The sequence below is a fragment of the Bradyrhizobium rifense genome (genome assembly GCF_008123425.1).
Taxonomy (GTDB): Bacteria; Pseudomonadota; Alphaproteobacteria; order Rhizobiales; family Xanthobacteraceae; genus Bradyrhizobium; species Bradyrhizobium rifense.
On record NZ_VSSS01000014.1, the window covers coordinates 228,016 to 255,004 of the forward strand.

Consider the following 26,989-nt stretch of genomic DNA (forward strand, 5'->3'; position numbering starts at 1 on the left):
TATTGATGTCCGTGACCACAGCCGCCGGCGGGCCGATCGCGCACAAGCCGGCCCAGCGCTCCATCGCCCGGCGTATCTTCGACAAGGCGGCATCCACGCCGGGGTTCCGCGTCGGCCTTAGTATCTTCGTCGTCCTCGCTCTGGCCACTGCGCTCTATCCAGAACTGAGCAGCATCGATCCGACCAAGATGGATGTGAAAGCGCGCCTGCTGCCGCCGCTGTTTCTCGGCAACAATTGGAGCTGGGCTCATCCGCTCGGGACCGACCAGATCGGCCGCGACATGCTGGTGCGCTCGCTGGTCGGCCTGCGCTACTCCTTTCTGATCGGGGTTGCATCCGTTATCGTCATGCTGGCGATCGGCTGCGCGCTCGGCACGATCGCCGGCTATTTCGGTGGACGGACCGATGCCGTCATCATGCGACTGACGGACGCGCAGTTATCGATCCCGATGATCATCCTTGCCATTTCCGTGCTGGGCGTGTCCCGGCCGACCATCCCCGCGATCATCGTTGTGCTCGGCGTCTCCAACTGGCCGGTCTATGCGCGCATCATGCGCAGCATCGTGATGACCGAGCGGCAGCGCGAATATGTTCGTGCCGCGAAGATCGGCGGATCGACAGACGCGCGAATCATCCTCACCCTGCTGCTTCCGTTGCTGCTGCCGCCGGTGCTGTTCACCTCCGTGCTCGACGTGGCCCGCATGATGATTTTCGAATCGACGCTCGGCTTTCTCGGGCTCGGGGTTCAGCCGCCGACACCGACCTTCGGTAACATCATCGCGGATGGCCGCAAATATCTGCTGAACGCGTGGTGGATCGCCACCATGCCGGGCCTGTTCCTCGGATTGACCCTCACCAGCATCAACCTGATCGGCGCTTCGCTCGAGCGCGCGCGCAACACGGTCCATGGAGGTGGAGAAGGATGACGCGGCCGCTTCTCGCACTCAGGAATCTGACGGTTGCCGCCGGCCGCGCCGGTTCAGCGAAGATCATTCTCGACAGCGTGTCGCTAAGCCTCGCGCCGCGCGATATCGTCGGGGTGGTCGGCGCGAGCGGCTCCGGAAAGACCGTGCTGTCCAAGGCCGTGGTCAACTGGCTGGAGCCGCCGCTGGCGAAGCGGTCCGGCGAGGTTCTGTTCGAAGGGCGCGATATCTATGCGATGGGCGGCGCGGACATGCGCAGCTTGCGCCAGCGGATTTCCTATGTCGGCGCCAATCCGATGGGCGCGCTCGATCCCACGCTGCCGGTCGGTGTCCAGATCGTCGAGAAGATGCGGGCGGTGGTGCCCGGCGTGTCGCGGCGCGATGCCGAGCGCCGCGTGGTCGAACTGCTCGATGCCGTTCGCATCCCGTCCGCGCGCAACCGCTTTCACGACTATCCCTCCCAATTCTCCGGCGGCATGATGCAGCGCGCGCTGATCGTTGACGCGCTGGTGACCAATCCGGCGCTGCTGGTCGCCGACAACGTCACGCAGCCGCTCGACGTCACGGTCGCCGCGCAGGTGATCCGGCTGATGAAGGAGCTGACGACGAGCTTCAACACCGCCGTCCTGTTCGTCTCGTCGTCGCTGCCGGTGGCGCGCGAAGCCTGCTCGCGGATTCTGGTGATGGATGGAGGCCGCATCGTCGAGGAGCAGTCGACCGAGGATTTGATCGACAAACCCGTCTATCCCTATACGAGAGAGCTCGTGCGGCAGACCCCTAGGATATGGGGCGAGCCGGCCGCGACGCCCCCACTGAACGACCGGCGGGAGGTGGTTCTCAGCCTGCGCGATGCGTCGCAGATCTACAAGGTCAGGAAGAAGGCCGGTTTCGGCGGCGTCAATCTGGTTCGCGCCGTTCGCAACGTCACCTTCGACGTTCGCCGCGGCGACAGCTTTGCCATCGTCGGGGAGTCCGGTTGCGGGAAGTCCACCCTGATGCGACTTCTGTGCAGGCTCGAACTGCCGAGTTCGGGACAGATCCTCTGTTCGGACCAGGATATCGCAGCGCTCAAGGGCAAGGGTCTGCTCGCATTCCGCGGCAGGCTCCAGATGGTGCTACAGGACCCGTTCGGCTCGCTGCCGCCGCGGACCTCGATCGGAAAGATTCTCGAAGATCCGCTGCGAACGCACCGCTGGCGCGACAAGGTCAGGATTCGCGAGCGCGTCCTGAAAGTGATGGGAGAGGTCGGGCTGCCGGCCGAACTCTACGAGGAGCTTCCGCTCGGCTTGAGCGCCGGACAGCGGCAGCGTGTCAACGTCGCCCGAGCACTCGTGCTCGAGCCGGAAATCCTCATCATGGACGAGACGCTGTCGGCGCTCGACCAGGCCGAGCAGTTCAAGCTGATCGATCTCTTCCAGAAGCTTCAGAAGGAATACGACCTCACCTACATCTTCATCTCGCATGATCTTGCGATGGTGAGGAAGGCCTGCAATCGCGTGGCGGTGATGTATCTGGGCGAGGTCTTCGAGCTCGCCGACAATGAGCGCCTCTTCTTCGACCCGGGACATCCCTATACGAAGGCGCTCCTGAGCGCGATGCCGACGCTCGAGCAGCGTCGCTATCGGCCGGAGGAGTGCTTGCTGGAAGGGGAGCCGCCGAGCCCGCTCGACATCCCCGATGGCTGCAGCTTCAGGTCCCGCTGCCCGCAGGCCATGAACAAATGCAGCCGCGTTCAACCCAGCCTGACGGTGCGCGAACGACAGGATTTTGCCGCCTGCCACCTGATCGTGCCGCCCGCGGCTTCCGGCGACACCGGCGCGGCGCACCGTACCATGAGGAGGTCATGAACAAGAAGAAGTGCCGCGAAGCGGCCGGAAGTGCCGAGGCAATCGGGGAACGCCCATGAGCTTTACGGAGCATCGCCTGGAGTTGATCCGCGACCTTTTGCGGCAGATGCAGCGTGTCCACGTCAAGGATCTCGTCGATCAGTTCAAGGTCAGCCAGGAATCGATCCGCCGGGACCTCCGCGAGCTCGAGACGCAGGGCTTTGCCCGCCGCGTCTATGGCGGTGCCGTGCTCGACCGCCAGGAGAGCGACCAGCCTTTTGCCGAACGCCTGCGCGTCGGCGCAAGGGAGAAGGCCCGGATCGGAGAGGCGGCAGCCGCTCTGGTCAAGGATGGCATGAAGATCTTTGTCGACGAAGGGACCACGGCGCTTGCGTGCCTGAAGCATCTCAAGACCCGCAAGGATCTCACGATCGTGAGCAATTCGCTCGCGGTGGCGGCCCAGTTCTACTATTCGGCCACGCCCAGCGTCCGCGTGCTCGGTGGGCGGTTGCGTCCCGACTATCAGGCGACCTTCGGCCCCGAGACGGCGGCGGCAATGAAGGAGCATTTCTTCGATCTCGCCATCATTGCGATCAGCGCCGTCCATGCCGAGCGCGGCTTCATGGATTACGGCGAGGACGAGGCGATCATCCGCCGCGTGGCGCGCGCGCAAGCGAAGCGCTCAGTCATCGTCGCGGACAGCTCCAAGTTCGGCCGACTCGGCTCGATCCATACGTTCGGTCTGCAAGACGTCCACGCTGTGATTACGGGGAGCACCCTGACCAAAGACTTCTCCGACCAGTTTCTCAAGTCCAACGTGGAAATCATCTATGCCTGACATCGTTCCCGAGCGCGCTACCATCAATCCATCGCGTCTCCAGGCGATGATAGACGAATTGTCGGTGTTCGGCGGTGGGCCCGACGGATCCATGACGCGTCTCTCTCTCTCGCTCGAGGACGGAGCGGCGCGCGATTGGCTTGGCCGCTGGTTCGCCCGGAACGGTTTCACCGAGGCCGTCGACGCCATCGGCAATCAGTTCGGGAGCCTGTCGTTGGCCGGCGCCAACGCGCCGGTCGTCATGGTGGGGTCGCATATCGATAGCCAGCCCAATGGCGGCCGCTTCGACGGCGCGCTCGGCGTCGTCTCGGCCTGCGAAGCGGTGCTTGCCGTGTCGGAAAGGCTGAAGGCGGAAAAGAAGCTGCCGGTCTGCAATTTCCAGGTGGTGAACTGGACCAACGAGGAGGGCGCGCGCTTTCAGCCCAGCCTGCTGGGAAGCAGCGTGTTTGCCGGTGCTCTCGAGCGCGAATGGGCGCTCGACCGCAAGGATGGCGATGGGGTGACGGTGCGCCAGTCGCTCGCGCAGATCGGCTATGCCGGCAAGGATACCGTGGCGATCCCGAGTGCGTTGATCGAACTTCACATCGAGGGCGACAAGGCGCTGTTCGAGGCCAATGAAAAATTCGGAATCTTCACCCGGTTCTGGGGCGCGACCAAGTATCGGCTCGCCTTTCTCGGCCGGCAGGCCCATACGGGGGCAACGCCGATGGCGCAGCGCAAGGACGCACTGCTCGGTGCGGCCTACCTTATTGCTGATCTGAAGCAGATCGCAGGCGAGCACGGCCTTGACCTCCACACATCCGTTGGCCGGCTGGAGGTGTTTCCGAACTCGCCCAACACGGTCCCGTCCGAAGCCGTGCTCTTCATCGAGTTGCGTTCGGGGTCGCCGGAGGTCCTCGCCGAGGCCCAACGGAAGATGAAGCTTCGGATGGAGGCGGCGGCGGAGAAAGCCGGGGTGACATTCGAGGTGAGGGCGGTTGATCGTCGCAAGGCCGGCCAGTTTGCGAAAGGGCTGATCTCGCTTGCGGAGCGAACTGCCGCAAGTTTCGGCGAAACGGCGCGCCATCTCGATACGATCGGCGGGCACGATGCTGTGGCGATGTCCAGCGTTTGTCCCTCGGTCGTTCTCGCGGTCCGCTCACGCGACGGCGTCATTCATCATCCGACCGAGTTCACGAGCGCGGCAGACCAGGCCTTCGGGACGCAGGTCCTTGCCGACATGCTTTACACGCTTGCCAGCGAGGGACTGCCAGCGAACGAGGCCGCGGCATGAAGACGCTCGGTCATCCGGATACGGTCATGGAGATGCGCGCTGAACGCGCAATCAGGAACCTGCTGGTCACCGACGCGGCCACGGCTGCCTACGCGGCATCTGCTTTCCCGGTGGCTTCACCATCCTACCACGCAGTCGAGGCAACGACATTCAATGTGGCGCCCGACGGTATTAACGCTAGTCTGTTTCTGCGGCTGGCGAACGACGAAGTCGCCGAACTCGTCGACGACGAAATAGCCTTTGTGGCGGCGCGACGTCTTTTTGGCCTGGCGCTGTCGCCCACGCCGATCGCGCGCGCGCCGGCGGAGAGGGCCGTGCTGTTCGCGCGCCTCCGCGACGGCTGGCGTACGGCGAAGATCGACGACCTGATGCAGGAAGGCGCCGTGGCGCGGCTCGTTGACATGCAGAAGTTGATTGCCGCTGGCGAACCGTTGGGGCGTCCCTGGTCGGTTTTCGACGGAATCGATCGGCTCTGGCCGCTGGTCTCGACGTCAAGCGCCGTGCTTCCCGGCGACGTGAACTGGATGCTGGCCTGGATGACGCCCATCCGGGCGGCGATCTCTGCGGCCGGTGTCGACCCGAGACCCGCGCACGGCGACCCGCACTCCTCCAACGTGATGCTGGGTCCGGACGACGCCATGATGCTGGTCGACTTCGACATGGCTGGCGACATCGACCCTTACTATCAACTGGGAGTTCAGATGAACGAGCTCTATCAATTCGAGAGCCAGATGAAGCCGCTTCTGGAAATGCACGATGGCCAGTTCAGCGAGAAGGCCTTTAGCCGATGCCGGCTCTATGCAGCCGCCGACGATCTCTACTGGGCGCTTCGCAGCCTGTTGCAGGATGTCCGTTCGCCCGTGCAGGGCGTGGAGTTCCTGAAGTACGCGGCATGGCGCTTCCTGCGCTGCCGGATGCTGCTCGGACATCCCGGCTTTGAAGAGCGGGTACGATCTCTCTAGCGAAAGTGGGACAAGGTGATGATGGAGGTAGGGGCGGGCCGGTCTGACGCCGAACGGGCGCTGGAGGCGGCCATCGTGCAGGTGGATGCCTGGAAGGGGTCTCGCCTGACGTACAGGCCGGTGTCTGGGGGCATCAGCAACACCAATTTTCGTGTCGCGGTCGAAGGCGACCCGGTCGGATATTTCGTCAAGATACCCGGCCGTGGCACCGAGATGTTCATCGATCGCCGCGCAGCGCGGGCCGCAAGCAAGCAAGCGGAGACCATGGCGGTCGGGCCCCGGACCTTCGATTACCTGGATCACCTGGACATCGAGGTGGCCGAGTTCCTCGATGACCGACGGGCGTCGACCCATCGCGATTGCGTCGACCCGCGGTTTCGCGCCAACGTCGTCAGGATGTATCGCCGTTTTCACGAAGGCCAACCGCTCCCGCTGACCAAGACCGTGTTCGACATGATCGACGAGCATTACGAGCAGGTGCGACAGCTTGGCGGCTACTGGCCGGAAGATCATGCGTGGCTCCATCGTCAGTACAGGCAGGCGCGCGCGGCGCTCGAAGCGGCCGGCCTCGATCTTGTGCCCTGCTTTAACGATCCGATGCCGGGGAATTTCCTCGTCGGGGAGGACAGGTCGATCAAGCTGATCGACTTCGAATATGCGTCCAACAACGAGCGGCTCTACGATCTCGCGATCTGGAGCGGGGAGCACTTCTTCTCCGAGGATATCGAACAGGAGATCATCGAGGAGTATTTCGGCTCCTGCAACAAGGAGTGGCACGCGCGCTTCATCGTTCACAAGGCGCTCGCCGATATCAAGTGGAGCACCTGGGCGATGGTGCAGAACCGCATCTCGACGCTGGACTTCGACTTCTACAAGTACGGCATATGGAAACACATGCGGGCCCGCTCGATCATCCAGGACCCGCGATGGCCGCTGTTCCTGAAGGCGCTGTGATGGCACACCCAGCCGTCGCGGCAGACGATGCCGACGTCTACCTGTCCTTTGCTGCCGAACTTGCTGATCTGGTCAGGCCCATAGTGCTGTCCTACTTCCGGACTCCGCTGGAGGTTGTTTCCAAATCCGATGACAGCCCAGTGACGATTGCCGACCGCACCGTCGAGCTTCGTCTCAGGGAGAGGATCGAGCAGCGCTTTCCGGAACATGGAATCATCGGTGAGGAGATCGGCGGCAAGCCAGGCGGCGCCTTCACCTGGATCGTCGATCCGATTGACGGCACCAAGAGCTTCATCACCGGCTTTCCCCTGTTCGGTACGCTGATTGCGTTGACTTATCAGGAGCAGCCGTTCTGCGGCTTGATCGACGTCCCCTTCACGGGGGAGCGGTGGACAGGAAAGCCGGGGCAGGCTCTGTTCGGCACCGGATCGGCACGGACCAGTGCGTGCGAGCGCATCGCGGATGCGCGCTTCTACACGACGTCGCCCGACATGTTCGCCAATCGGAGCGATACCGAGGCGTTCGAACGGATTTCGCGCGCCGCGAGATTGCGCCGCTTCGGCGGGGATTGTTACATTTATGGCTTGCTCGCGTCAGGGCACTGCGACATCGTTCTCGAAACCGGCCTTCAGCCGCACGACTACATGGCGCTGATTCCGATAGTGCAGGGCGCCGGCGGCTGCATCACGGACTGGGCGGGACGTCCGCTAACAATTCGGTCGGTAGGGCGTGTGTTGGCGTCTGCCACGCCAAGGCTTCATGCGGACGCGCTCGCTCTGATCCACGGGTAGGGATCATGCGGTACAAGACAACCATCGACGGGACGGTCTATGGCTTTGCCGACCTCAAGGATCTCCTGGCCAAGGCGACACCGGAGCGGTCGGGCGATCAGCTTGCCGGCGTTGCCGCGGAAGGACCGGTCGAGCGGCTTGCTGCGCAGATGGCGCTCGCGGATCTGCCGCTCAAGGCCTTCCTCGCCGAGGCGTTGATCCCGGTCGAAACTGATGAGGTCTCGCGCCTCATCATGGAACGTCATGATAAGGCTGCCTTCGCCCCCATCTCATCGCTGACTGTCGGGGAGTTCCGCGAATGGCTGCTTAGGGCGGAGACGGCGCAGCGCCAGCTTGAGGCGGTCACGTTCGGCTTGACGCCCGAGATGGTGGCCGCGGTCTCGAAGATCATGCGGCTGCAAGACCTTATTTCGGTGGCGTCCAAGCGGGAGGTGGTCACGCGATTCCGATCGACGATCGGCCTCAAGGGACGGCTTTCGACACGCAACCAGCCAAACCATCCGACTGACGACTCCCACGGCATCGCGGCGTCGGCGATCGACGGCCTTCTCATGGGATCGGGTGACGCCGTGATCGGCGTCAATCCCGCGACCGATACCGCGGATGATTATATCCGCATCGTTTCGCTGCTGGACGAGTTGCGCGCGCGCCTCTCCATTCCAACGCAAACCTGTTGCCTCGGTCATGTGACGACGGCGATGAAGGCGATTGCAGCGAAGGCGCCGGTCGATCTCGTGTTCCAGTCGATCGCGGGATCGCAGAAGGCGAATGAGGGTTTCGGCGTCAGTCTATCGCTGCTCAAGGAGGCTCATGAGGCCGTACGCAGTCTCGGGCGCGGCGCCATCGACGCCAGCCTGATGTATTTCGAGACCGGGCAGGGGGCAGCACTCTCGGCCGACGCGAATTTCGGCGTCGATCAGCAGACGATGGAAGCCCGCGCTTACGCGGTGGCGCGCGAGTTCAGCCCTCTGCTCGTCAATACCGTCGTCGGCTTCATCGGTCCGGAATATCTGTTCAACGGCAAGCAGATCATCCGCGCGGGCCTTGAGGATCATTTCTGCGGCAAGCTGCTCGGCTTACCCATGGGCGTGGACGTCTGCTACACCAACCACGCGGATGCCGACCAGGAGGACATGGACGCCCTGCTGACGTTGCTCTGCGCAGCTAACGTCAACTTCGTAATCACCGTGCCCGGCGCCGACGACGTGATGCTGAACTACCAGTCGCTCGCCCATCATGACGCGGTGTATTGTCGCGAGACTTTGAAACGGCCACCGGCACCGGAGTTTGAACGATGGCTCCTGGATATCGGGTTGATCGACGGGGCCGGTCGTTTGCTGGAGGCGCCGCCGAAGCTTGCGGGCTATCTCGCGGATGCCCGGCTGCTCGGAGCCTGAGATGGCGGATGAACTCGATCGAAAGTCAGCGGTATCAATCGATCTCCGGGAGATGACCCAGGCAAGGGTGCTCCTTGGTCGGTTCGGCGCAGGGCTACCGACGCGGGCGGCGCAGTCGTTCCTGCTCGATCATGCGCGCGCCCGGCAGGCGGTCTGGTCCGAGGTCGACTGGGCGTCGGTTCGAGCCGGATTGGTCGATCTCAAGCTGGGAATCGTCGAGGTCGAAAGTCAGGCGGGGGACCGTGCAACCTACATCCGTCGTCCCGATCTGGGTCGAAAGCTCTCGTGGCAGGCGACAGAGCGCCTCGCCGACATCCGCTCGGACTATGACGTCCTGATCGTCGTTGCTGATGGATTGTCTGCCAGCGCGATCGATACAAACGCCGTGTCGCTGGCGCGGGCCATCGTCGCGCACCTTTATGCGCGGCAACTTTCCATCGCTCCGCTGGTTCTGGCATCGCAGGCGCGCGTCGCGCTGGGCGATCCCATCGCGGAGATCGCGGGTACACGGATCTCGATCGTGATCATTGGGGAACGGCCCGGCCTTTCGGCCGCCGACAGCGTCGGGGTCTATGTGACCTGCTCGCCGTGTCCGGGCACGCCCGATTCAAGAAGGAATTGCATATCCAACATCCGCAACGGAGGGCTCACCGTCGGTAGCGCGGCGATTGGAGTTGCGTCGTTGGTCGTGGATATGCTGAAAACAGGCATCAGTGGAGTTGGATTGAAGGATGCCTCGATGGGATTGCCGCGCGACTGACGTGCGGATAGCTACTGTCGACATACCCCCGTGGAACCATCGCTTATCCTGCGGCACGCGGCTCCGATCGTGGCGGGTCGAGGACTGCACCTTGCAGTGGTGGGCATCTCTGATTTGTGAAGACCTGGGTCATCCGCTCCGATTGGTTGCCTTAATTGGGCTCCAACTAGCTCAAACTGGCCTATGATGGACTGGAGCGAGAATTCAAAGTTTTCAATTGGTTAGAGGGGGGCGTGTGCACGACGTGTGCACTGGGAGATCAGAGAAAATCTAGAGACAATCAACGTGAGCAGACCGAATTGATCTCGTTGCAGTCGGCAGCACTCGGTCTCACCGTATCGGCAACTTTGCTGGCAGGTGCGGACGAGATCATAGGACAGTGGACTGCCAGGCCCAGGCTACTGCAGTTCGTTAGACGATCCGAAGGACGCGGCGATGAAGTGTGTGACCTTGGGCTCCGATGCCGAGCCGAACGCGCGGATGGCATCTTGGACGACCCTGTCTGCATTGGTCACGCGATGGTGCTGCCGGAGGTGCTCAAGCCAGGACGTGACCATGAAGGTCTCGAGGAAGCGTCCTTTTTCGGCCGCATCCTCAAAGACGTCCCAAGCGTATGCGCCATCACGCCGGCGCTGTTGACCCAACTGCCGGACGGCGACGAGGAACGCGTCGCGCCTCTCGTCGGCGACGCGGTACTCGACCGTTACCAATACCGGTCCGCGATCGCCATCGGCGTCGATCGCCAAGACCGGCGCCGGCCAATGCATGGAGGGCGCGAGGTCCACTCCCGCGCCTGACAGAAGCTTCCAGTGCCAAGTCGCCGCGATTCCGATGACAGCGCCGGCGGCAGCGATGAAGTGCGCCGTCGGCAAGCCGAGCGCCGAGGCAAGTTGCCCCCAAAGCGCGCTGCCGGCCGTCATCGCGCCAAAGAACACAGTGACGAACATGGCCAGGCCACGGCCACGTACCCAATCCGGAAGGGACATCTGAACCGAGACGTTGAGGCTCGCAAGAACGGCGATCCACGAAAGGCCTGCGACCGTGCAGGCCGCGATGCCGATCGCTGAATTCCGGGCGATACCCAGCAGGACCAGACTGAGCGCTGTGCCGAGCGTACCGGCGGCAACAAGCCGGTCCGATCCGAGAGTCGCCTTCATCGAGGGCAGCGTGAAGGCTCCGACGACGGCGCCGACGCCGATCGCTCCCAGCAAAATGCCGTAGAGCTCGGGGCCGCCCGCGATCTGATTGCGTGCGACCAGCGGGAGCAACGCCCAGTAAGTGCTTGCGAAGAAGAAGAACGCTACCGCTCTTATGAGTGTTGCGCGCAAATTCGCATTGTATCGCGCATGCCGGAAGCCGATCACCAGGGCACCGGTCAGGCGCTCCGGCGGAAGCCCGCTCCATTGCGACGCGGGCGGCCGCCACCAGAGCAGGGCCCCGATCACGGCGAAGTTGCTCAAGGCGTTGATCCAGAACGGCGCCGCGATGCCCAAACCGCCGATGACCACGCCACCCAGCGCAGGCCCGATCGCCCTGCTGATGTTGACGCCGACGCCGTTGCTCGCCACCGCCGCGGCCAAGTCGTGCTTCGGGACAAGCTGAGGCACGACGGACTGCCATGCCGGTGCTGTGAATGCCGCGCCGGCGCCCAGCAGGAACGTGAATAGCAACAGGATGGACGGGGTGACGAGGTCGAGCCAGACCAGCACTGCGCTTGCTGCCGCGACGACGGTGAGGACAATCTCCGCACCGATCAGGAAGCGGCGCTTGTCGACGGTATCCGCCAGGGCGCCCGCGGGGAGCGCGAACAGGAACATTGGAAGGCTGCCTGCAACCTGAACCAAAGAGACCGTCAGTGGATCGGGATTGAGGCTCGTCATTAGCCATCCGGACGCGGCGTTGTACATCCAGGTGCCAACATTGGCGACGACGGTCGCGATCCAGACCACCGTGAAGGCCCGATGACGAAACGCGATCCAGGGAGAGGCGCGCTCCTCGACATGCGATTCACTGGGTCTTTCGTCAGGATTGGTCATGCGTCCTACTTTGCCGGCTTGCTAGGCTGCGTCCAGGCCGAAGTGCTCGACCAGAAAATCGATGAACAGTCGCACCTTGACCGACAGATGTCTCGTGGGCAGATAGATCGCATATAGCGCCAACGGAGGAGTGCGATAGTCTTGGAGCACCGCCCGCAGCGTCCCCTCATCGAGGGCTTCGCCTGCGATAAAGGTCGGAATCAGCGCGACGCCGCACCCGCGGATTGCGGGGTCGCGCTGCACCTCGCGAGCGCGCGTTCGAAATACATCCGGCCGTTTTCGTTTGGACGGGCGTGACGGGTTGTTCTGTTTAGAAGCTGCACGCCAAGATTTCGCTGCAGTTCGGCGACCTACTTGCTGATGGCCGAACGGGAAAGGCGGAGCTGACGGCCAGCTTCGGCGAAGCTGCCTGCCTCGACGACCTTCACGAACGCCCGGAGGCTGGTAACCTTGTTCATTTGCGCTTCATTGTCTCCAAATCGTGGACGTGGCGGTTATAAAATAACCTATTGTTCTCAAATCATAGCGTCGCGATATTGGAGATCATAGAGCCCAACCCGATGATTTCTTCGAACTTCTCGCCGACAGCAGCGACGCTGAGCGGGTCGTCGAGATCGCATCAAAACCGACATCGTCCGAACGACCGGACAGGATCTCATTCGATGGACGAACACCGGACTTATGGAGACGCTGTGGCTCACAGCCACGGCTTGGACGGCTCACCGGCGCTGGTTACACGTTCGTTGCCTAAGGCTCAGATCGGAATCACCAGGATCATCTGTGGTCCGGAGCATATCGGCATGAAAGCGACAATTCCGGCCGAGGACACTTTCATTGCCGCGCTTCATCTGACCGAAGTCGCTCACCACGAATTATGGAGCAACGAACGCCCCGTAATCTCGCAGGGTTACGCCGCCAATTCGCTCAGGATCGTGAACCTTGGCGCCGAATTCGCGTCGTACGTCGGGAGCCCGCACGAGGCGCTATCGTTCTACATTCCTAGAAGCGTCCTCAACGATTTCACCGAAGAAGCCGGCAATCCACCGGTCGTCGACCTGCACTGCAAGCCCGGCTTGGTCGATCCTGTCGTCGCCCATCTCGGAGCCGCCCTGCTGCCGGCCCTGGAGCGCCCAGCGGAAGCGTCTTCTCTTTTCGTCGATCATGTTACACTGGCGCTCCTTGCCCATCTCAGCAAGCGTTACGGAGGGGTCGTCCAACGCGAAACCGCCCGGCCTCGAGGACTCTCCCTGATTCAAAATCAGCGTGCGAAGGAGTATCTGGCGAGAAACCTCAGCCGCGACATCCTGGTGGCTGACGTCGCCAAGGCGTGCGGACTCTCACGCAATCACTTCATCCGGTCGTTTCGCATGACGACCGGCATGACGCCACACAAGTGGTTGCAGCTGCGCAGGATCGAACAAGCGAAGACGCTGTTGCTCGAATCTTCGATGGCGACCGCGGAGATCGCCGTCGATTGCGGATTTGCCGATCAGAGCCATCTGACGCGGGTGTTCACCCGGTTGGTGGGCATGCCACCGTCGGCCTGGCGCAGGGAACACAAGGGCCGGAAAACGATCGGATGCGTGGCGTCGAACGGCAAACAAGGTTGGCCTGACGGACCGCAATAGCAGCACCGGACTCTCGCCGCGCTGAGTTCGATGGCGCTCAGGCATCGTCACGGTCCCTTTCAGCCTGGCGCACGAAGAAATAGAGTGACCATTCCGAGAACCGGCGGCACAACAAAGCACCAGACGCCGACATGCGCATACAGCAGGGCAGCAGTGGCGCAGCCCGCCGCGAAGACAGCTATGTTGGTCGACATAGCCAGCAGGCGCGCGCTGGGAGCGGACACATTTTCCGCTGTTGGTGTGTGCACCATATCAGCGAGATCGATCATGATCTGCGTCGTCGTTCCCGTCATCAATGTCGAGGGCGGCGCTGTCCCGAGATGAATTCGGTGGGCGGCGTTCTGGATTGCCATCGCGGCCACCAGGACCATGCCAGTGACGACCGCCTGCCAAGCGTCGCCGTTGGCGAACGGTCCGAGGCGGATCGCCAGTACCGCGCCGGCAACGAGGAAGACGACCTTCAGGCCGAGAATGATCGTCAGCGCAGGGCGGTTCAACCGCAAGAGCGCCGAGCTTAAGAGGCGCGTCAGGATCACGACCAAGCAGAACACCGGAAGCGCCAGGAGTTTCGCCACCGCGCCCGACGTCCCAAACACCAGCGAGGCGCCGAGGGTGACGAAGTTTCCGGTGACGTGGGCCGTGAACAATCCCTGCATCGCGAGGAAGCCGGCGGTGTCGACGAAGCCGGCGTTAAGGCTCAGCAGCAGCGGGAGCGTCGGCCTAGAGTTTGTGGCAGGCATCATCGAACCTTCTCGCAGAGCGACAGTTAGAGGGCGTACTTCAATTCAACCCCGACGTAGTCGCTGTCGTGACCGCCCGCCTGACGGATCGTGTTGCCGATCTTGTAGTGCACCGCTTCCAGCGCGCCGGTAAGATTGGCGCTGAACCGATAGTCAACGCGCAATTGCCCGTAGGCACCCGACCAAGCGCTGCCGTTACCAGCCGTACCGGCGACCGGGATATTGGGTTGCATGTAGATCGCATCCGCCGTGGTCTCGCGCCATTGGAAGCCTAGCGCGCCCATGACCGACAGGTTGGTCGCGGGCCTTACAGTCAAGGATGGCTTGACGTGGAAGAGATTGACGTAGCCTGTGAACCCAGCCAGCGTGAAGTAGTAGCCATTCGGAAACAATGGATTGAAGGTCCCCAGAACGTTGTCGGCGGGGTGATGGTCTCCCGATGCGGCATCCACTTGCAGCCCAAGCCGCGGCTGCCACGCGAATTGGGCGAACGTGTAGCCAGTGCGTGCTCCGACCGCCCAGGCGCGGATATCCTTTCCTCCGACTACGCCAGTCTGCCCCATCGCCTCAAGATCCCAATCGACATGGTTGAGATTCCCGGCAAAACGGACGTCGAACACGTTGCGTTTTTCGTCGCCACTCGCGTCGAGGTAGCGGGCGTTGTCCTTCTGGTAGAAGGAGTAGTAGGCGGACAGTTCGTTCGTCCCGAGGACCTGCCGCTCGACCCTGAGCGTGTGGAAGCGGAAATGGCTGTTCGATGTGTCATCGAACGGATGTTGGAGATCGTATTGCACCGGCTGGCTCAGGAATCCGATGAAGCGCCAGGGGCCGCTCTCCCAGTCACCCCACACGGCGTCGAACGACTGCCGCACGTTGGGGCCGTCGCGGGACGAGACGAAACGTTGCAGGTCGAAGTCGAAGTCCTGTCGTCCGACCCGCGCCTTGAAGGTCCCAGCCTCGGTCGCGTTGACGTAGGCGAGAAATCCGAGTCGCAGGTCGAGGGGGTCCTGGTCGACGGGCGTGGTGACGTTCTTGCCGAAGGCGCGATCGTCCTCGAACTGCAGGAACAGTTGCCAGTGCTCGTCGAAATGGACATCGGCGTGAAACTGAAGACGCTGGATGACGTAGGTGTCGCTCTTGGTGCCGCCGACGCCGAAGCCGGCGGCGTTGACGCTTTCGAACCGCTCCCGCAGCGTCGCGCCAAACGACATGTAGCTCTTGAGATCCCAAGGCATGATGGGAATGTACTTGATGGCATCGTAGGGCTCGGTCCGAAGTGCCGGATTTGCCAGCACCGACCAATCCTCCTGCCAGCGATTGGTCTTGATAGCGGGCCGCTGCGGCGCCGCATCGTCGGCCCGGGCTACCGCCGACATCGACACCATGCAACCAATCGTCAGCACCGTCCGGAAAACCGTTCGGGGACGGTAGGTCGGAGGTTTCGATTGCGGCTCAACATGGGTCATCGGATGCCGGGAACAGAAGCCTGTCGAGCCTAACGCTAAATTGGGACGTTCTGCGAGAGCCCGGAAGCCACAGCACTCCGCTCATTTCGAGGCTGCATGCAGTTCGGCGACATAGCCGCCGGGAAACTGCACCAGTGCGATATCACGGTGGTCCGAATTGAAGGCGTCGACCAGGACGGTGGCCCCCGCGGCCTTTGCCTTGCCGAGCGTTTCGGCGAGGTTGGGCACCTCATACCCGGTCATTTCGTGCCCATAGGGGTAGGGGAGATGCCCGTCGGTCACCAGCACGGTCATCTTGCCGAACACGGATTCGATCCGGATGCGACGATAGGTGCCGTCGGCGCGGCCGATCTCCACGCCGGGGGCGCGCCCGTTATCAGATACGATCTTTCCTCGGGAAAAGCGCACAAAGCTCCTGACGAAGGCGTCCGCCCGCTCGGGCGAGACATAGACGCGGTTTTCCGGCACGGTCTGGAACGCCGCGTAGTTGGGTTTGGTCGTATGCCAGTAAAGCTGCATGTTGACGCCGCCCGGCCACTGGATCACGGCATCGCGACCGATTGGATCGGGGAATGGTTCGACGATGACGTCAGCTCCCGCAGCGCGTGCTGCTTCGATGGCGGCGTCCATGTCGGCGACGAGGTATCCCGTCCGTTCCGCGCCGAACGGATAGGGAATCGGGGTTTTGAAGCCGAAGAGGGAGACGGTGCCGACGGGCGTCTGGATCAGTTGCGAGGTCGTGCTGCTCGGTGTCGGCGTCACCGTAACGACCACCTGCTTGGTGCTCTGGCCACCGAATGTTGCCGCGAAACTCGCCGCGAATTTATCGACATCGTCTGGCGCGACGTAGACATGCGTCGTGTCGTATTGCGAGCCGACGCCAACCAAGGGCGCGGCGTCGCGTGCGCCGGCGACGGAATTGGCGGCCAGGGTAGCTATGGCAACGGCAGCGATGAGTGAGCGGAAGCGGACCATTTGCGGATTCCTAACGGTAGCGACAAACAAGCGATGAGGAGGCGGACTCGATCATATGCGTTCGCGCTCCGCCGCATAGATCGACACGATAACGAGGCCGGCTATGAGCCCGAGGTGTTCGAAGAACACGTTTAACGCCATGAAACGGTCGTGTCCGGTCAGGTGCCAGAAGTCATTCGCGGTCAGCATAGCGACGGCAGTAAGGACGCCCAAGCCTCCAGCTCCGAGCCAGACCTGCCACCCGAGTATCACAAGGGCCGAACCGCCTAGTTCGACGATGATCGCGAGCGCCGCCCAGAGCCAGCCTGGGTTCAGTCCAAAATGCTCCTGTTCGGCAATGGCCGCGCTGAAGTCGGAGAACTTCGTCAGACCACCGATCAAGAAAGCCGAAACCAGAGCCAGCCGCGCGGCAGGCCATATCAATGGCGTCCCCAGGATCGTGCGTACCCAGCGCGGCGTTTCCGAGGCACGGCCCATCTCACACTGCCCAGCAGGCGCAACCAAGGGCGCCCCAGAAGCTTTTCAGGTCAGAAATCGGGAGCTTCGCTGACCAGGCGCTCGCGTGGTCGTGGCCGTGGATCCCGCAGCGGCTGGTGCAACTGCAATGCGCAGCGGCCTGCATCCGCATCGCGGCAACCGGTTCGGCTTTGGCGCCCCAAGCGGCGTACCCGCCGTAGCTGCGGACCGGCGACCAGTCGGGCATGGCGGGCGGCGGGGGCGGGGCGTCAAGGGATTTGAAATCGCCCTTGGCATAGACGATCTTGCCGCCGACCATCGTCAGATCGGACGTGGTGTCCGCGATATCCGCATCCGCGCAGGAAAAGAAATCACGATCCGGAACGACGAGATCAGCGAACTGTCCTACTTCGATGCGGCCCTTCTTGCCTTCTTCGTTGGAGAACCAGGTAACGTTCTCCGTCCACATCCGGAGCGCTGTCTCTCGGTCGAGGCAGTTGCGTTGCGGGGTGATGCGCAAACCCCCGACGGTCCGCCCGGTGACCAACCAGGACAGCGATACCCAAGGGTTATACGAAGCAACGCGCGTCGCGTCGGTCCCGGCCGAAGTCTTCACGCCCTTGGCCAGCATCTTGGCGACCGGCGGCGTCGCTTCCGCCGCGCCCAATCCGTAGCGTTCGACGAAATATTCGCCCTGATAGGCCATTCGGTGCTGCACGGCGATGCCGCCGCCGAGCGCCGCGATGCGATCGATCGACTGATCAGAAATCGTTTCGGCGTGATCGAAGAACCAGTGCAGGCCTTCGAGGGGCATGTCCTGGTTGACCTTCTCGAACACGTCGAGCGCCCGTGAAATGGTTTCGTCATAGGTAGCGTGAAGGCGCCACGGCCATTTGTTCTGGACCAGAATCCGGACGATCTCTTCCAGTTCGCCTTCCATCTCGTGAGGCATATCCGGACGCGGCACCCGGAAATCCTCGAAATCGGCGGCCGAGAACACCAACATCTCGCCTGCGCCGTTGTGGCGGAAGTAGTCGGTGCCCTGCTTGTACTTCGATGTCCTGGTCCAGTTCAGGAAGTCGTCCTTTTCACCCTTGGGCTTCTGGGTGAAGAGGTTGTAAGCGAGACGGATCGTGAGTTGCCCCTCGTCGCTGAGCTTCTGGATGACCGCATAGTCGTCCGGATAATTCTGGAAGCCGCCGCCGGCGTCGATCGCGCCGGTGACGCCGAGACGGTTCAACTCGCGCATGAAGTGCCGCGTCGAGTTGACCTGATACTCGAACGGCAGCTTGGGGCCCTTGGCGAGCGTCGCGTAGAGGATATTTGCATTCGGCTTGGCCAGCAGCAGTCCGGTTGGGTTGCCGTTGGCGTCGCGGGTGATCTCGCCGCCCGGCGGCTCCGGCGTGGTCTTGGTGTAGCCGACGGCCCGCAACGCCGCGCCATTGAGGATTGCGCGGTCATAGAGGTGGAGCAGGAAGACCGGGGTGTCCGGCGCGACGGCGTTGAGCTCGTCGATTGTCGGCAGCCGTTTCTCCGCGAACTGATGTTCAGTGAAGCCGCCGACCACGCGGACCCATTGTGGCGCCGGCGTGATCTCGACCTGGCGCCTCAGCATGCTCATGGCATCGGCAAGGGACCTGACACCATCCCAGCGCAGTTCGAGATTGAAGTTGAGGCCGCCGCGGATGATGTGAAGATGGTTGTCGATCAGCCCCGGCAGCCCGCGCTTGCCCTTGAGGTCGATTACCCTTGTCGAAGGCCCGGCGAGTTTCATCACCTCGCTGTCGTGGCCGACGGCGACAAACACACTATCCTTGATTGCGACCGCGCTGGCGGTCGGGTTGCTGCGGTCGAGCGTCGTGAACAGGCCATGGTGCAGAATGAGGTCGGGCGTGCTCATGAACGTTTCTCCTTAATGGCATTGGGCGCCATCGCGGCAGTGTCCGCCTGGCGGCCAGGCAAAAGGCCGAAGATATGCGGGGCGCACTGTGCCTGCCGCCACGCGGCGGCGAGGCCGTTACCGGAAAGAAGCTGCTTGCCGACCGGAATGACCTGCTCGCCGATCAGGATGCCGAGCAGGCCGACCAGGGCCACCAGCGGTGGCGCCGGCGAGCGAACGTTTAGGAGGCTGTAGATGACGCCGACCAGAATCCCGGCACCGGCCGATAGCAGGTAGAGTTTCATCGTCGATCTTCCCTGTTGCGAAGACAACGACCGTTATTTGGCAGCTTTCGCTCCGCCTTCCGAGGCATGTTCGCCCAGCGCCCATTTCGAGAAGCGGACCTGAATGCCGTAGGGCGAATGCGCGCGCAGGATGTCCATGACGCCTTCGTAGGTTTCCGAGCGCGCCCAGTCCTGCTGGAGTTCGAACACGTATTGACAAGACGTGATCGGGGTCGCACCGGCCTGCACCGCGCGATCCATCGAACGGTTGTGTGCTTCGGGCGAAAGATCGCCGCAGGCATCGGCAGCGATATAAATTTCGTAACCTTCCCTCAGCATGTCGATCGTTGGAAACATTACGCAGGCTTCGGTCCAAAGCCCGGCGATGACGAACTTCTTGCGTCCTGTCGCCGCGACCGCCTTGCGGAAACCGGCATCAAGCCAGGAATTCATGGAGGTGCGGTCGATGATGTCGTGGTTCGGGAAGAGATCCGTCACCTCGGGCATGAATGGCCCGGAAAAGGAATCCTTTGCAACGGTGCTCAGCACCGTCGGTATCTTGAAGAGCTTCGCCGCCTTTGCGAGGATCTGGATGTTGTTGAAGACAACAATCCGGTCGTGCGACTGCACGCCCTGATACATGGCAGGCTGATAGTCGATCAGGGCGATGGCGCTATTTTGCGGGGTCAGCATTTCGAGCTTTGACATTTGTGATCTCCTGGCCGGATGGCGCTGTTCGACTCCAATGCGCCTCATCCTCGTGCGGATGCGAGCGTAGTCTGTGGTGAACGTCTTTATGCCTGGCCGTTAGATCCGGTCTTTGCTATAAATCTCGCGGTTTGGACAAAATGACGATTGCGGCAATTCGCAGGACATTACTGCGACGAGCCACTGCTCATCCGACCGTATCATCATGAGTGCAATGCTGCCTCGGGTCCACGACGCGGCAGACGTCGATTCTACCAGGCATCCTGATCATCGGTGATGAGCCGCACTATACGCCTGCAATGCAGAAGCACATCCATTCCAGCGGCGATCATCCTTTTCAATATGATGGCAAGTATTCGCGACATAGTAGCGGTCAAACGGAAGCAAAGGAGCGCGCGACGAGGCCGACCGAGCCAGCAAGGGGCTCATGAAGCAACCGATCGCCGCGATTGAGGAGGCCTGGCGATCCCGCAGTGCCTCTTGCAGAGCTTCGTACCCGTACCGCCGGAGGCCAGATGCGCTCTGATCGTCCCTAGATCAAAGCGGCCACGATGGTTCGGCATCAAGGAGGCAAATATGAGCATCCATCACGTGACGGCAATCGCCGGCGATCCTGTCAAGAATTTGCGCTTCTACACACGCGATCTCGGGCTGCGCTTTGTCAAGAAGACAGTCAACTTCGACGATCCTTCAACCTACCACTTCTATTACGGTGACGAGACCGGAAGTCCGGGCACCATCCTGACCTTCTTCCCCTGGACAAACGCCGAGGCAGGCCGGCGCGGTATTGGCGAGACGCGCCAGACCGCCTTCCGTGTCCCGCTGCGCTCAATCGGTTACTGGACTGAGCGGTTCACTGAGAAGGGAATTCGCTATCAGTCGCTTGAGAAGCGCTTCGGTGAGTCTGTCCTGCCTTTCACGGATCCAGATGGCATGGCGCTTGCGCTCGTTGGCATCACCGATGCCGAGAATGAGCCAGGCTGGAGCAACGGGGACATCCCATCCGAACATGCGATCCGCGGTTTCCAGGGCGTGACCCTGCTTCTCGACAGCGCGCAAAAGACGGCAGCGATCCTGACCGACGTATTCGGCTTCCGCGAGATCGCCCGTGAAGGATCGGTGATTCGCTTCGCTGCGGCGGGCGACGTGAAAGGCAGCGTGGTCGACATCTACGAAGCCGCGGGAGCTTTGCGAGGGCACCAGGGACGCGGTTCGGTGCATCACATCGCCTTCCGCGCGGTTGACGACGTACAGCAGGCGCAGATGACCGAGAAGCTGATCCGCAGCCACGGGCGGCACCCGACCGAACAGAAGGACCGCAAGTACTTCCGCTCGATCTACTTCCGTGAACCCGGCGGCGTCCTGTTCGAGATCGCGACCGATGTTCCCGGATTTGCTGTCGACGAGCCGGTCGAGACGCTCGGCCGGGACTTGGAGCTGCCGAACTTTCTCGAACCGCGTCGCAAGGAGATCGAGGGCGTGCTACCCGCTCTCGAGAAGGCGCCATCGTGATTAGCGAGTTCACCTAGCGCGTCGAGATCGCCCCGACTAGGACCTTGGCCTCAGCCGACAATCGCAGTGGCAGCGCCGAACTTCGCGCCGCGCCTGCGGGAGGATGGCGTTCAGGCTCCGCGCCTGGTCGTCTCGAATAGAGACCAGACTCTGCGCTCACCCTCGTCAATCCAATTCTCGAGAAGGCTCGCGCCGGCAAGGGCGCCCGTCCCGTCGCAAAGTGCGTTGGTCTCGCGCATGCGGGCCACCAGGAACTCGTTGTCCTTGCGCAGTTCTTCCAGCATGTCGGCAGGGCGGACGTAGTCCTCATCGTTGTCGCGCACGCGCTGGCATCTAGCGATATGGGCGATCGATCTGATCGTGGTGCCGCCGATCTTTCTGACCTGCTCCGCGATTGCGTCCGCCGTTGCGAAAATTTGTTCGCCCTGGTCGTCCAACAACAGATGGTAATCGCGGAAATGCGGCCCCGAAACGTGCCAATGAAAGTTCTTCGTCTTGACGTATAGAGCGAATATTTCCTCCAAGAGCCGCGTCAAAGAGGCGGAAAGCGCCGAACGGCATCGTCGCGAAAGCCGGCCAGGATTTGCGCCGCAGAGCGCTCACCTGAATCTTCAGGTTCGATTCTTCGACGTATGCTTGCGGCCAGGCTCGGGCGATCAGTTGCTCCTTGCCGACCACCTCTTCGGCACGCTCGACCAGAAAGGCAAGAATGTCGAAGGCGCGGCTACCGAGCCGTACCGGCCTGTCGCCCTCAAGCAGGAGCCGTTGCTCCGCGTGGAGCAAGAACGGACCAAACGAGATTGGGCATCTGTCCATTAAGGCGCCTTGGCGGGTTCCCTTCCGGGCTTTTTTACCAAATTATACTTGCCGGGGCACGTCGGCGGTGCCGAAATACTCATGCTTGGGCGTTGCTGAAGCCATTAACGAATGCGGCCCGCTCGCTGGGATTCTCATCTCAAACGGGCAGGGGGACAGTCCTTCTATTTGAGCGGGGCCAACGATGCCACCCGATCAACTTCGTACACCCACAGCAACCAAAAACCTGTTGCGGCCTTTAGAGCTGACCGTCATCGAGCGCTCGCTCAAAAGGGGGGGGCGGGATCGTTCCGCTCGGCGGAGGGGCCTTGGACACATCGTTGCGCCCATTCAAGCGGCCTTGAATCTGGCTTTATCGCCAAATTGTCGATGAACGGTGGGCGGATGTCCTTGCCCTTTTCTGAACCCGCAAGCGCCGCCCCGATTAAGGGCGGAGTACGGCAGTCAAATTCCGCCAAGCTGCTCAGTGCAGATGAGACTATTGAGGTCGATGAAGCCAAGAAGGCCGAAGACCGGCTACGCCGCATCGAAATCTGGCTCGCACAAGCACAAAGGCTAAGCCGTACCGGAACGTGGGTTCTGGACGGGACAACGAGGCGTTTTCTGTATTGGTCGGACGAGAGTTACCGCATCTGGGGGTTTGATCCGCTGCAGGGGCTTCCAAGCCGAGACGACATGTGGGAACGCATTCACCCGGACGATGGAGAAAGGGTGTGGGGAGAAGTCCAGGAGGCGTTGCGCGAGAAAAGAGATTTCCGTTCCGAGTTCAGAATCCTGCTGCCTGATGAAACAGTCAAATACCTGGAAGCAAACACCCATCATGAATTTTCCCCACTCGGCGCGCTATTCGAGGTCATTTGCACAAATGTCGACGTGACGGAACGCAAGTACGCGGAGCAAGCCCTTCGCGAAAGTGAACGCAAGCACCGCCAGTTGATCGAGAGCGTTCCATGCCACTTCTGGTCAGTGACCCCTAACGGCGAACCGATTTGTGTCAATCAACGCCTTCGCGACTATTTTGGGAACCGATTTGAGGATCGAAAAAGGGACATGGAGGTCCTGCAAGGTGTCTTGCATCCGGACGACGTTGCAGAAACCGAAAAGGCGCTTAATCACGCATTTCAAACTGGAGAGCCCTTTCAGCGCGAGCACCGTTTACGCCGGGCGGACGGCGAGTATCGCTGGCATAGGGTACGCGCTGAGCCTCAGCGCGACCCAGACGGGCAAATCGTCCAGTGGTTCGGCCTGTCAGTCGACATCGATGAACGCAAGCGCTCAGAGGAACGCCTCTGCGTGCAGCACACGATCGCGCAGATTTTGGCGGAAGCGGCCGCGATCGAAGAGGCGGCTCCGAGAATACTGCGCGCTATAGGCGAGTATCTGGGATGGGACGTGGGCGCGCTCTGGCGCGTGGACCGGCAGGCCGGGGCGCTGCGCTGTATCGAGCTTTGGCATAAGGCGTCGATAGAAGTCCCCGAATTTGAAAGGGTTAGCCGGGAGTTCACTTTCGTTCCGGGCTTGGGGCTGCCGGGCCGGGTCTGGTCCAGCCTTGAGCCCGAATACGTTCCCGATGTCGTTTCTGATGAGAATTTTCCGCGGGTCATGACTGCTGAACGCGAAGGGCTACACGCGGCCTTCGGCTTTCCCATCCTGCTTGGGAGCGAAGTCCTGGGCGTGATCGAGTGTTTCAGCCGCGAGATCAGGCAACCCGATCAGGAGCTGCTCAACATGCTGGCTACCATCGGAAGCCAAATCGGTCAATTCATCGAGCGCAAGCGCGCTGAACAGGCATTGCGGGAGAGCGAGGCGAAGTTCCGCGACTTCGCTGAGACGGCCTCTGACTGGTTCTGCGAAATGGGTCCGGATTACAAATTCACGCTGCTGAGTGAGAATGCCTTTGGTTCCGGCGCGGCCGATCGAATCGGCACGGCGTGCTGGGATCACGCTCTCGATCTTGAAACCGAACCCGACAAGTGGCGACTTCTCCACGAAACCGTCTTTTCACGTAAACCGTTCCGGGATTTTGTATATTGCGGGCTGAGCAGCGACGGCTCTCCGATGTATGTGAGGGCGAGTGGCAAGCCCTTGTTTGACGCCAACGGAGAATTTCAAGGCTATCGTGGCACCTGTGCAGATGTGACGGAGATCGTGCGCGCGCAGGAGGCGCTGCGTGAAAACGAACGAAGTTTACGTTCAGCAATTGACGGGATAGCCGGTCTGGTTGTGGTCTTGGCCCCGAACGGTGAACTCGAAACCGTCAATCGCCAATGCCTGGAGTATTTTGGCCGTTCGCTGGAATGGCTAAAGAACTGGGGAACAAACGATGCGGTGCATCCTGAGGATCTTCCCCGCGTTGTTGAAATTTTTAGCAGAGCGATGACCTCTGGGCTTCCCTACCACGTCGACTCACGCCTGCGAGGTATCGACGGCGAATATCGGTGGTTTGAAGCCCGTGGTGTCCCAGTTGGCGATGACTCCGGGCGCATCGTGCGCTGGTACGTTCTACTGACGGATGTCGACGATCGCACACGAGCGTTGGCGCGATTGGATCAGATGCAATCGGATCTCGCGCATCTGAATCGTCTGAGCATGATGGGAGAAATGGCTGCCTCGCTGTCCCACGAAATTCTGCATCCGATCGCGACCGCTCGCAACAACGCCCGTGCGGGGATGCGCTTTTTGGAAATGGATCCACCGAATCTGGATGAGGCCAGGGAAGCGCTCGGTTGTGTCGTCAGGGATGCGGACCGAGCCAAGGATATCGTCGGACGGATCCGTAGTCAGATCAAGAGAGCGCCTCCGCAAAAGGAGCGTTTTGACTTCCATGAAGCGATCAACGAGGTGATTGTCATGGTGCAAAGCGCAATCACCAAGAGCGGGATCTCGTGCAGTACTCGCCTGATGGATGGGTTGGTTCCTGTTCAGGGTGACCGCGTTCAACTGCAGCAAGTACTTGTGAACCTGATCCTGAATGCGGTCGAAGCCATGAGCTCAATCGAGGACGGGACGCGAGAGTTGTCGATCAGAACCGAGCAAAGCCAAACCGGCGGCATTCTCGTCGCAGTGCATGATTCAGGGCCCGGCGTTGATCCGGTAAACCTCAAGCGAGTTTTCGAACCCTTCTACACCACCAAGATCAGCGGAATTGGAATGGGGCTTTCGATTTGCCAAACCATCATCAATGGTCATGGAGGCCGGTTGTGGATGAGCGCTAATGAGCCTCGGGGGGCCGTATTTCAATTTATCCTGCCTGCGGTCGAGGAGAGTTCATGAATTGTCATCATTCGGCGTGCCGGCCTGCAGAGCTGACCGCAGACACCGTTCGAGATCGTCGTCGTCCACTGGCTTACTGAGGTAGCAAACGACTCCGTCCTTTAGAGCCTGATCTCTGGCGACTTCATCGGGGTATGCAGTAATGAGGATCGTCGGAATCGCGTGCCCGGTGTCGACCAAATGCCTGTACAGCTCGACCCCGCTCATTCTGGGCATGTGAACGTCGGCGACCAGGCAGTCGGTTTCAGGCAAGAGACGTGATGCCAAGAAATCGGCTGCTGACGGAAAAGATTCGACATTGTAGCCGAACAACATCACGAGCTTTCGCAGTGATTCTCGAAAGGGCTGATTATCGTCGACGATAGATACGAGCGTATGGTTCAACATTGCGGCTTCCGGGAAACTTCGTGGCTCCGCCACGCCCGCGACGCAATACCTCGCGCCAGTTTGCAATTTCGTAATGTCGGTGACATTCCCCAATAATGCAATGCTGGCGCCCCTAAGCGATGGCTTAGGCCTTGCTATCCGCCTAGCGGGCAGATGCTGTTCACATCGACCGATTTTATGTCTACTATGGCGGGAACAACGCGCTCCCTTTTGGGATACTGGCGATGGGTGAGGTAAATCCCAGTGTCTTGGTCATCGATGATGATCCCGAGTTTCGCGACTCGGTCGCGCGTCTGTTGCGGGCGGTCCATCTGGAGAGCCGGCAATTTTCGTCTGTTTCCGATTTTCTCAGGGCTGATCCGCCCGCGGGCCCCACCTGCCTGGTGCTCGATGTGAGAATGCCGGGGCGAAGCGGTCTTGAGCTTCAGCGCGACCTTGCTGCTGCGAACAGGCAAGTGCCGATCATCTTCATTACAGCGCATGCTGACGTGCCGATGACCGTGCAAGCGATGAAGGGCGGTGCGATTGAGTTCCTCACAAAGCCGTTCCGTGATCAGGATGTTCTTGACGCTGTTGAGGCCGGCCTCGCTCGCGATCGAGTCCGGCTGGAAAGTGAACGGGCATTGGCTATGCTCAGGGAGCGTTTCGGCTCGCTCAGCTCCCGCGAACGTGAGATCATGCTCCATGTCGTGGCTGGTCGTCTCAACAAGCAGATAGCCAACGACATCGGCATCGCCGAGTCTACGGTGAAGGTGCATCGCACCCACCTGATGCGGAAGATGAAGGCCCGTTCGCTTCCCGAGCTCAGCCGGATGGCGGACACTCTCAACGTGAGACTACAGCAGTCGCAGACTCCTGAGTCAGCTTAAGGGATGTCGCCTCAAGCGTTTAAACGCGAGTGCACTGTCCCTGCACACAATTGCCGTCTGCTGCAGTTGCTACAACGCCGATCGTCGGGCATTGCGTGCTCCTGGGTCAACGGATGCAGAAGCGGGAGGTTAGAGATCTCGCGCCCGCGTCGTCCCTAAGCGATGGCTTAGCACAAACAACTACAAGCGAACCGCACACTACCACCGCGCAATCGACCACGCCGTGCCAAACCGTC

The 26,989-nt window shown here is 61.4% G+C and carries 23 protein-coding genes and 2 pseudogenes; 13 read left to right on the plus strand and 12 right to left on the minus strand.

The window, feature by feature from the left end; all coding sequences use genetic code 11:
- Nucleotides 1–5 precede the first annotated feature (5 nt).
- Genes FXB40_RS08270 through eutC form a run of 9 tightly spaced genes read left to right on the plus strand, consistent with a single transcriptional unit; the run spans nt 6 to nt 9,724 of the window.
- Nucleotides 6–926, plus strand: coding sequence for an ABC transporter permease (locus FXB40_RS08270; RefSeq protein ID WP_148771707.1), 921 nt, complete (start codon nt 6–8; stop codon nt 924–926).
- Nucleotides 923–2,770 (plus strand): ABC transporter ATP-binding protein, encoded by a 1,848-nt coding sequence (locus FXB40_RS08275; RefSeq protein WP_148771708.1) that lies wholly within the window; start codon nt 923–925, stop codon nt 2,768–2,770. Before FXB40_RS08270 ends, FXB40_RS08275 begins: the two co-directional genes overlap by 4 nt.
- Before the next feature lie 55 nt (nt 2,771–2,825).
- Nucleotides 2,826–3,587: a DeoR/GlpR family DNA-binding transcription regulator gene (locus FXB40_RS08280; RefSeq protein WP_148771709.1), complete on the plus strand. Its 762-nt coding sequence runs from the start codon at nt 2,826–2,828 to the stop codon at nt 3,585–3,587.
- Nucleotides 3,580–4,860, plus strand: coding sequence for a Zn-dependent hydrolase (locus FXB40_RS08285; protein ID WP_148771710.1), 1,281 nt, complete (start codon nt 3,580–3,582; stop codon nt 4,858–4,860). The genes FXB40_RS08280 and FXB40_RS08285 overlap by 8 nt, the downstream gene beginning before the upstream one ends.
- Nucleotides 4,857–5,822 (plus strand): phosphotransferase family protein, encoded by a 966-nt coding sequence (locus tag FXB40_RS08290; protein ID WP_187436727.1) that lies wholly within the window; start codon nt 4,857–4,859, stop codon nt 5,820–5,822. Before FXB40_RS08285 ends, FXB40_RS08290 begins: the two co-directional genes overlap by 4 nt.
- A gap of 18 nt (nt 5,823–5,840) precedes the next feature.
- Complete coding sequence (locus FXB40_RS08295; RefSeq protein WP_148771711.1) at nt 5,841–6,776, plus strand: choline kinase family protein; 936 nt, start codon at nt 5,841–5,843, stop codon at nt 6,774–6,776.
- On the plus strand, nt 6,776–7,567 hold the full coding sequence (hisN, locus tag FXB40_RS08300; RefSeq protein WP_148771752.1) for a histidinol-phosphatase: 792 nt from the start codon (nt 6,776–6,778) through the stop codon (nt 7,565–7,567). Before FXB40_RS08295 ends, hisN begins: the two co-directional genes overlap by 1 nt.
- A gap of 5 nt (nt 7,568–7,572) precedes the next feature.
- Nucleotides 7,573–8,964: an ethanolamine ammonia-lyase subunit EutB gene (locus FXB40_RS08305; protein ID WP_148771712.1), complete on the plus strand. Its 1,392-nt coding sequence runs from the start codon at nt 7,573–7,575 to the stop codon at nt 8,962–8,964.
- A gap of 1 nt (nt 8,965) precedes the next feature.
- Nucleotides 8,966–9,724 (plus strand): ethanolamine ammonia-lyase subunit EutC, encoded by a 759-nt coding sequence (gene eutC / locus FXB40_RS08310; RefSeq protein ID WP_148771713.1) that lies wholly within the window; start codon nt 8,966–8,968, stop codon nt 9,722–9,724.
- Nucleotides 9,725–10,122: 398 nt separating this feature from the next.
- On the opposite strand, the gene FXB40_RS08315 is transcribed toward eutC, so the two are convergent.
- Both FXB40_RS08315 and FXB40_RS08320 read right to left on the minus strand, forming a co-directional pair.
- Nucleotides 10,123–11,760 carry an MFS transporter gene (locus tag FXB40_RS08315; protein WP_148771714.1) on the minus strand — a complete coding sequence of 546 codons (1,638 nt, stop codon included), beginning with the start codon at nt 11,758–11,760 and terminating at the stop codon, nt 10,123–10,125.
- A gap of 21 nt (nt 11,761–11,781) precedes the next feature.
- A pseudogene (locus FXB40_RS08320) lies at nt 11,782–12,218 on the minus strand (LysR family transcriptional regulator).
- Nucleotides 12,219–12,560: 342 nt separating this feature from the next.
- On the opposite strand from FXB40_RS08320, the gene FXB40_RS08325 reads away from it, so the two are divergent.
- Nucleotides 12,561–13,388, plus strand: coding sequence for a helix-turn-helix domain-containing protein (locus tag FXB40_RS08325; protein ID WP_187436728.1), 828 nt, complete (start codon nt 12,561–12,563; stop codon nt 13,386–13,388).
- A 59-nt stretch (nt 13,389–13,447) separates the two neighbouring features.
- On the opposite strand, the gene FXB40_RS08330 is transcribed toward FXB40_RS08325, so the two are convergent.
- From FXB40_RS08330 to FXB40_RS08360, 7 genes are all read right to left on the minus strand, one after another.
- On the minus strand, nt 13,448–14,128 hold the full coding sequence (locus FXB40_RS08330) for a YoaK family protein (protein ID WP_148771753.1): 681 nt from the start codon (nt 14,126–14,128) through the stop codon (nt 13,448–13,450).
- 26 nt (nt 14,129–14,154) lie between these two features.
- Entirely contained in the window at nt 14,155–15,513 is a 1,359-nt protein-coding gene (locus FXB40_RS08335) for an alginate export family protein (protein ID WP_148771716.1), read from the minus strand.
- 162 nt (nt 15,514–15,675) lie between these two features.
- A complete protein-coding gene (locus tag FXB40_RS08340) occupies nt 15,676–16,569 on the minus strand; it encodes a glyoxalase (protein WP_148771717.1) in 894 nt (297 codons plus the stop codon).
- Between the two features lie 51 nt (nt 16,570–16,620).
- Nucleotides 16,621–17,046 (minus strand): DoxX family protein, encoded by a 426-nt coding sequence (locus FXB40_RS08345; RefSeq protein ID WP_148771718.1) that lies wholly within the window; start codon nt 17,044–17,046, stop codon nt 16,621–16,623.
- 1 nt (nt 17,047) lies between these two features.
- A complete protein-coding gene (locus FXB40_RS08350) occupies nt 17,048–18,925 on the minus strand; it encodes an amidohydrolase (RefSeq protein ID WP_148771719.1) in 1,878 nt (625 codons plus the stop codon).
- Entirely contained in the window at nt 18,922–19,209 is a 288-nt protein-coding gene (locus tag FXB40_RS08355; RefSeq protein WP_148771720.1) for a XapX domain-containing protein, read from the minus strand. The genes FXB40_RS08350 and FXB40_RS08355 overlap by 4 nt, the downstream gene beginning before the upstream one ends.
- 33 nt (nt 19,210–19,242) lie before the next feature.
- On the minus strand, nt 19,243–19,896 hold the full coding sequence (locus FXB40_RS08360) for a hydrolase (RefSeq protein WP_148771721.1): 654 nt from the start codon (nt 19,894–19,896) through the stop codon (nt 19,243–19,245).
- Nucleotides 19,897–20,472: 576 nt separating this feature from the next.
- Here FXB40_RS08360 and FXB40_RS08365 point away from each other — a divergent pair.
- Nucleotides 20,473–21,408 (plus strand): ring-cleaving dioxygenase, encoded by a 936-nt coding sequence (locus FXB40_RS08365; RefSeq protein ID WP_148771722.1) that lies wholly within the window; start codon nt 20,473–20,475, stop codon nt 21,406–21,408.
- Between the two features lie 110 nt (nt 21,409–21,518).
- Here the strand turns inward: FXB40_RS08365 and FXB40_RS08370 are convergent, their stop codons facing one another.
- Together FXB40_RS08370 and FXB40_RS50335 are read right to left on the minus strand one after the other, a co-directional pair.
- Nucleotides 21,519–21,932 carry a Dps family protein gene (locus FXB40_RS08370; RefSeq protein WP_430646857.1) on the minus strand — a complete coding sequence of 138 codons (414 nt, stop codon included), beginning with the start codon at nt 21,930–21,932 and terminating at the stop codon, nt 21,519–21,521.
- Between the two features lie 118 nt (nt 21,933–22,050).
- Nucleotides 22,051–22,224: pseudogene (locus FXB40_RS50335) on the minus strand (winged helix-turn-helix domain-containing protein); the annotation flags it as partial.
- A gap of 384 nt (nt 22,225–22,608) precedes the next feature.
- Here FXB40_RS50335 and FXB40_RS08380 point away from each other — a divergent pair.
- Entirely contained in the window at nt 22,609–25,497 is a 2,889-nt protein-coding gene (locus tag FXB40_RS08380) for a PAS domain-containing protein (RefSeq protein ID WP_187436729.1), read from the plus strand.
- Here FXB40_RS08380 and FXB40_RS08385 read toward each other — a convergent pair.
- Nucleotides 25,492–25,884, minus strand: coding sequence for a response regulator transcription factor (locus FXB40_RS08385; protein WP_148771725.1), 393 nt, complete (start codon nt 25,882–25,884; stop codon nt 25,492–25,494). The genes FXB40_RS08380 and FXB40_RS08385 overlap by 6 nt on opposite strands.
- Before the next feature lie 224 nt (nt 25,885–26,108).
- Here FXB40_RS08385 and FXB40_RS08390 point away from each other — a divergent pair, with 224 nt between their 5' ends.
- Nucleotides 26,109–26,753: a response regulator transcription factor gene (locus FXB40_RS08390; RefSeq protein WP_148771726.1), complete on the plus strand. Its 645-nt coding sequence runs from the start codon at nt 26,109–26,111 to the stop codon at nt 26,751–26,753.
- The last annotated feature ends 236 nt before the right edge of the window (nt 26,754–26,989 follow it).

Coding starts and splice junctions, on each gene's coding strand:
- FXB40_RS08355 (WP_148771720.1), bottom strand. CDS start 19,209: ATGAAACTCTACCTGCTATCGGCCGGTGCCGGGATTCTGGTCGGCGTC.
- FXB40_RS08340 (WP_148771717.1), bottom strand. CDS start 16,569: ATGGTCCGCTTCCGCTCACTCATCGCTGCCGTTGCCATAGCTACCCTG.
- FXB40_RS08325 (WP_187436728.1), top strand. CDS start 12,561: ATGAAAGCGACAATTCCGGCCGAGGACACTTTCATTGCCGCGCTTCAT.
- FXB40_RS08270 (WP_148771707.1), top strand. CDS start 6: ATGTCCGTGACCACAGCCGCCGGCGGGCCGATCGCGCACAAGCCGGCC.
- FXB40_RS08290 (WP_187436727.1), top strand. CDS start 4,857: ATGAAGACGCTCGGTCATCCGGATACGGTCATGGAGATGCGCGCTGAA.
- FXB40_RS08345 (WP_148771718.1), bottom strand. CDS start 17,046: ATGGGCCGTGCCTCGGAAACGCCGCGCTGGGTACGCACGATCCTGGGG.
- FXB40_RS08315 (WP_148771714.1), bottom strand. CDS start 11,760: ATGACCAATCCTGACGAAAGACCCAGTGAATCGCATGTCGAGGAGCGC.
- FXB40_RS08330 (WP_148771753.1), bottom strand. CDS start 14,128: ATGCCTGCCACAAACTCTAGGCCGACGCTCCCGCTGCTGCTGAGCCTT.
- FXB40_RS08285 (WP_148771710.1), top strand. CDS start 3,580: ATGCCTGACATCGTTCCCGAGCGCGCTACCATCAATCCATCGCGTCTC.
- FXB40_RS08365 (WP_148771722.1), top strand. CDS start 20,473: ATGAGCATCCATCACGTGACGGCAATCGCCGGCGATCCTGTCAAGAAT.
- FXB40_RS08360 (WP_148771721.1), bottom strand. CDS start 19,896: ATGTCAAAGCTCGAAATGCTGACCCCGCAAAATAGCGCCATCGCCCTG.
- FXB40_RS08350 (WP_148771719.1), bottom strand. CDS start 18,925: ATGAGCACGCCCGACCTCATTCTGCACCATGGCCTGTTCACGACGCTC.
- eutC (WP_148771713.1), top strand. CDS start 8,966: ATGGCGGATGAACTCGATCGAAAGTCAGCGGTATCAATCGATCTCCGG.
- FXB40_RS08295 (WP_148771711.1), top strand. CDS start 5,841: ATGATGGAGGTAGGGGCGGGCCGGTCTGACGCCGAACGGGCGCTGGAG.
- FXB40_RS08305 (WP_148771712.1), top strand. CDS start 7,573: ATGCGGTACAAGACAACCATCGACGGGACGGTCTATGGCTTTGCCGAC.
- FXB40_RS08335 (WP_148771716.1), bottom strand. CDS start 15,513: ATGGTGTCGATGTCGGCGGTAGCCCGGGCCGACGATGCGGCGCCGCAG.
- hisN (WP_148771752.1), top strand. CDS start 6,776: ATGGCACACCCAGCCGTCGCGGCAGACGATGCCGACGTCTACCTGTCC.
- FXB40_RS08380 (WP_187436729.1), top strand. CDS start 22,609: ATGTCCTTGCCCTTTTCTGAACCCGCAAGCGCCGCCCCGATTAAGGGC.
- FXB40_RS08390 (WP_148771726.1), top strand. CDS start 26,109: ATGGGTGAGGTAAATCCCAGTGTCTTGGTCATCGATGATGATCCCGAG.
- FXB40_RS08280 (WP_148771709.1), top strand. CDS start 2,826: ATGAGCTTTACGGAGCATCGCCTGGAGTTGATCCGCGACCTTTTGCGG.
- FXB40_RS08275 (WP_148771708.1), top strand. CDS start 923: ATGACGCGGCCGCTTCTCGCACTCAGGAATCTGACGGTTGCCGCCGGC.
- FXB40_RS08385 (WP_148771725.1), bottom strand. CDS start 25,884: ATGTTGAACCATACGCTCGTATCTATCGTCGACGATAATCAGCCCTTT.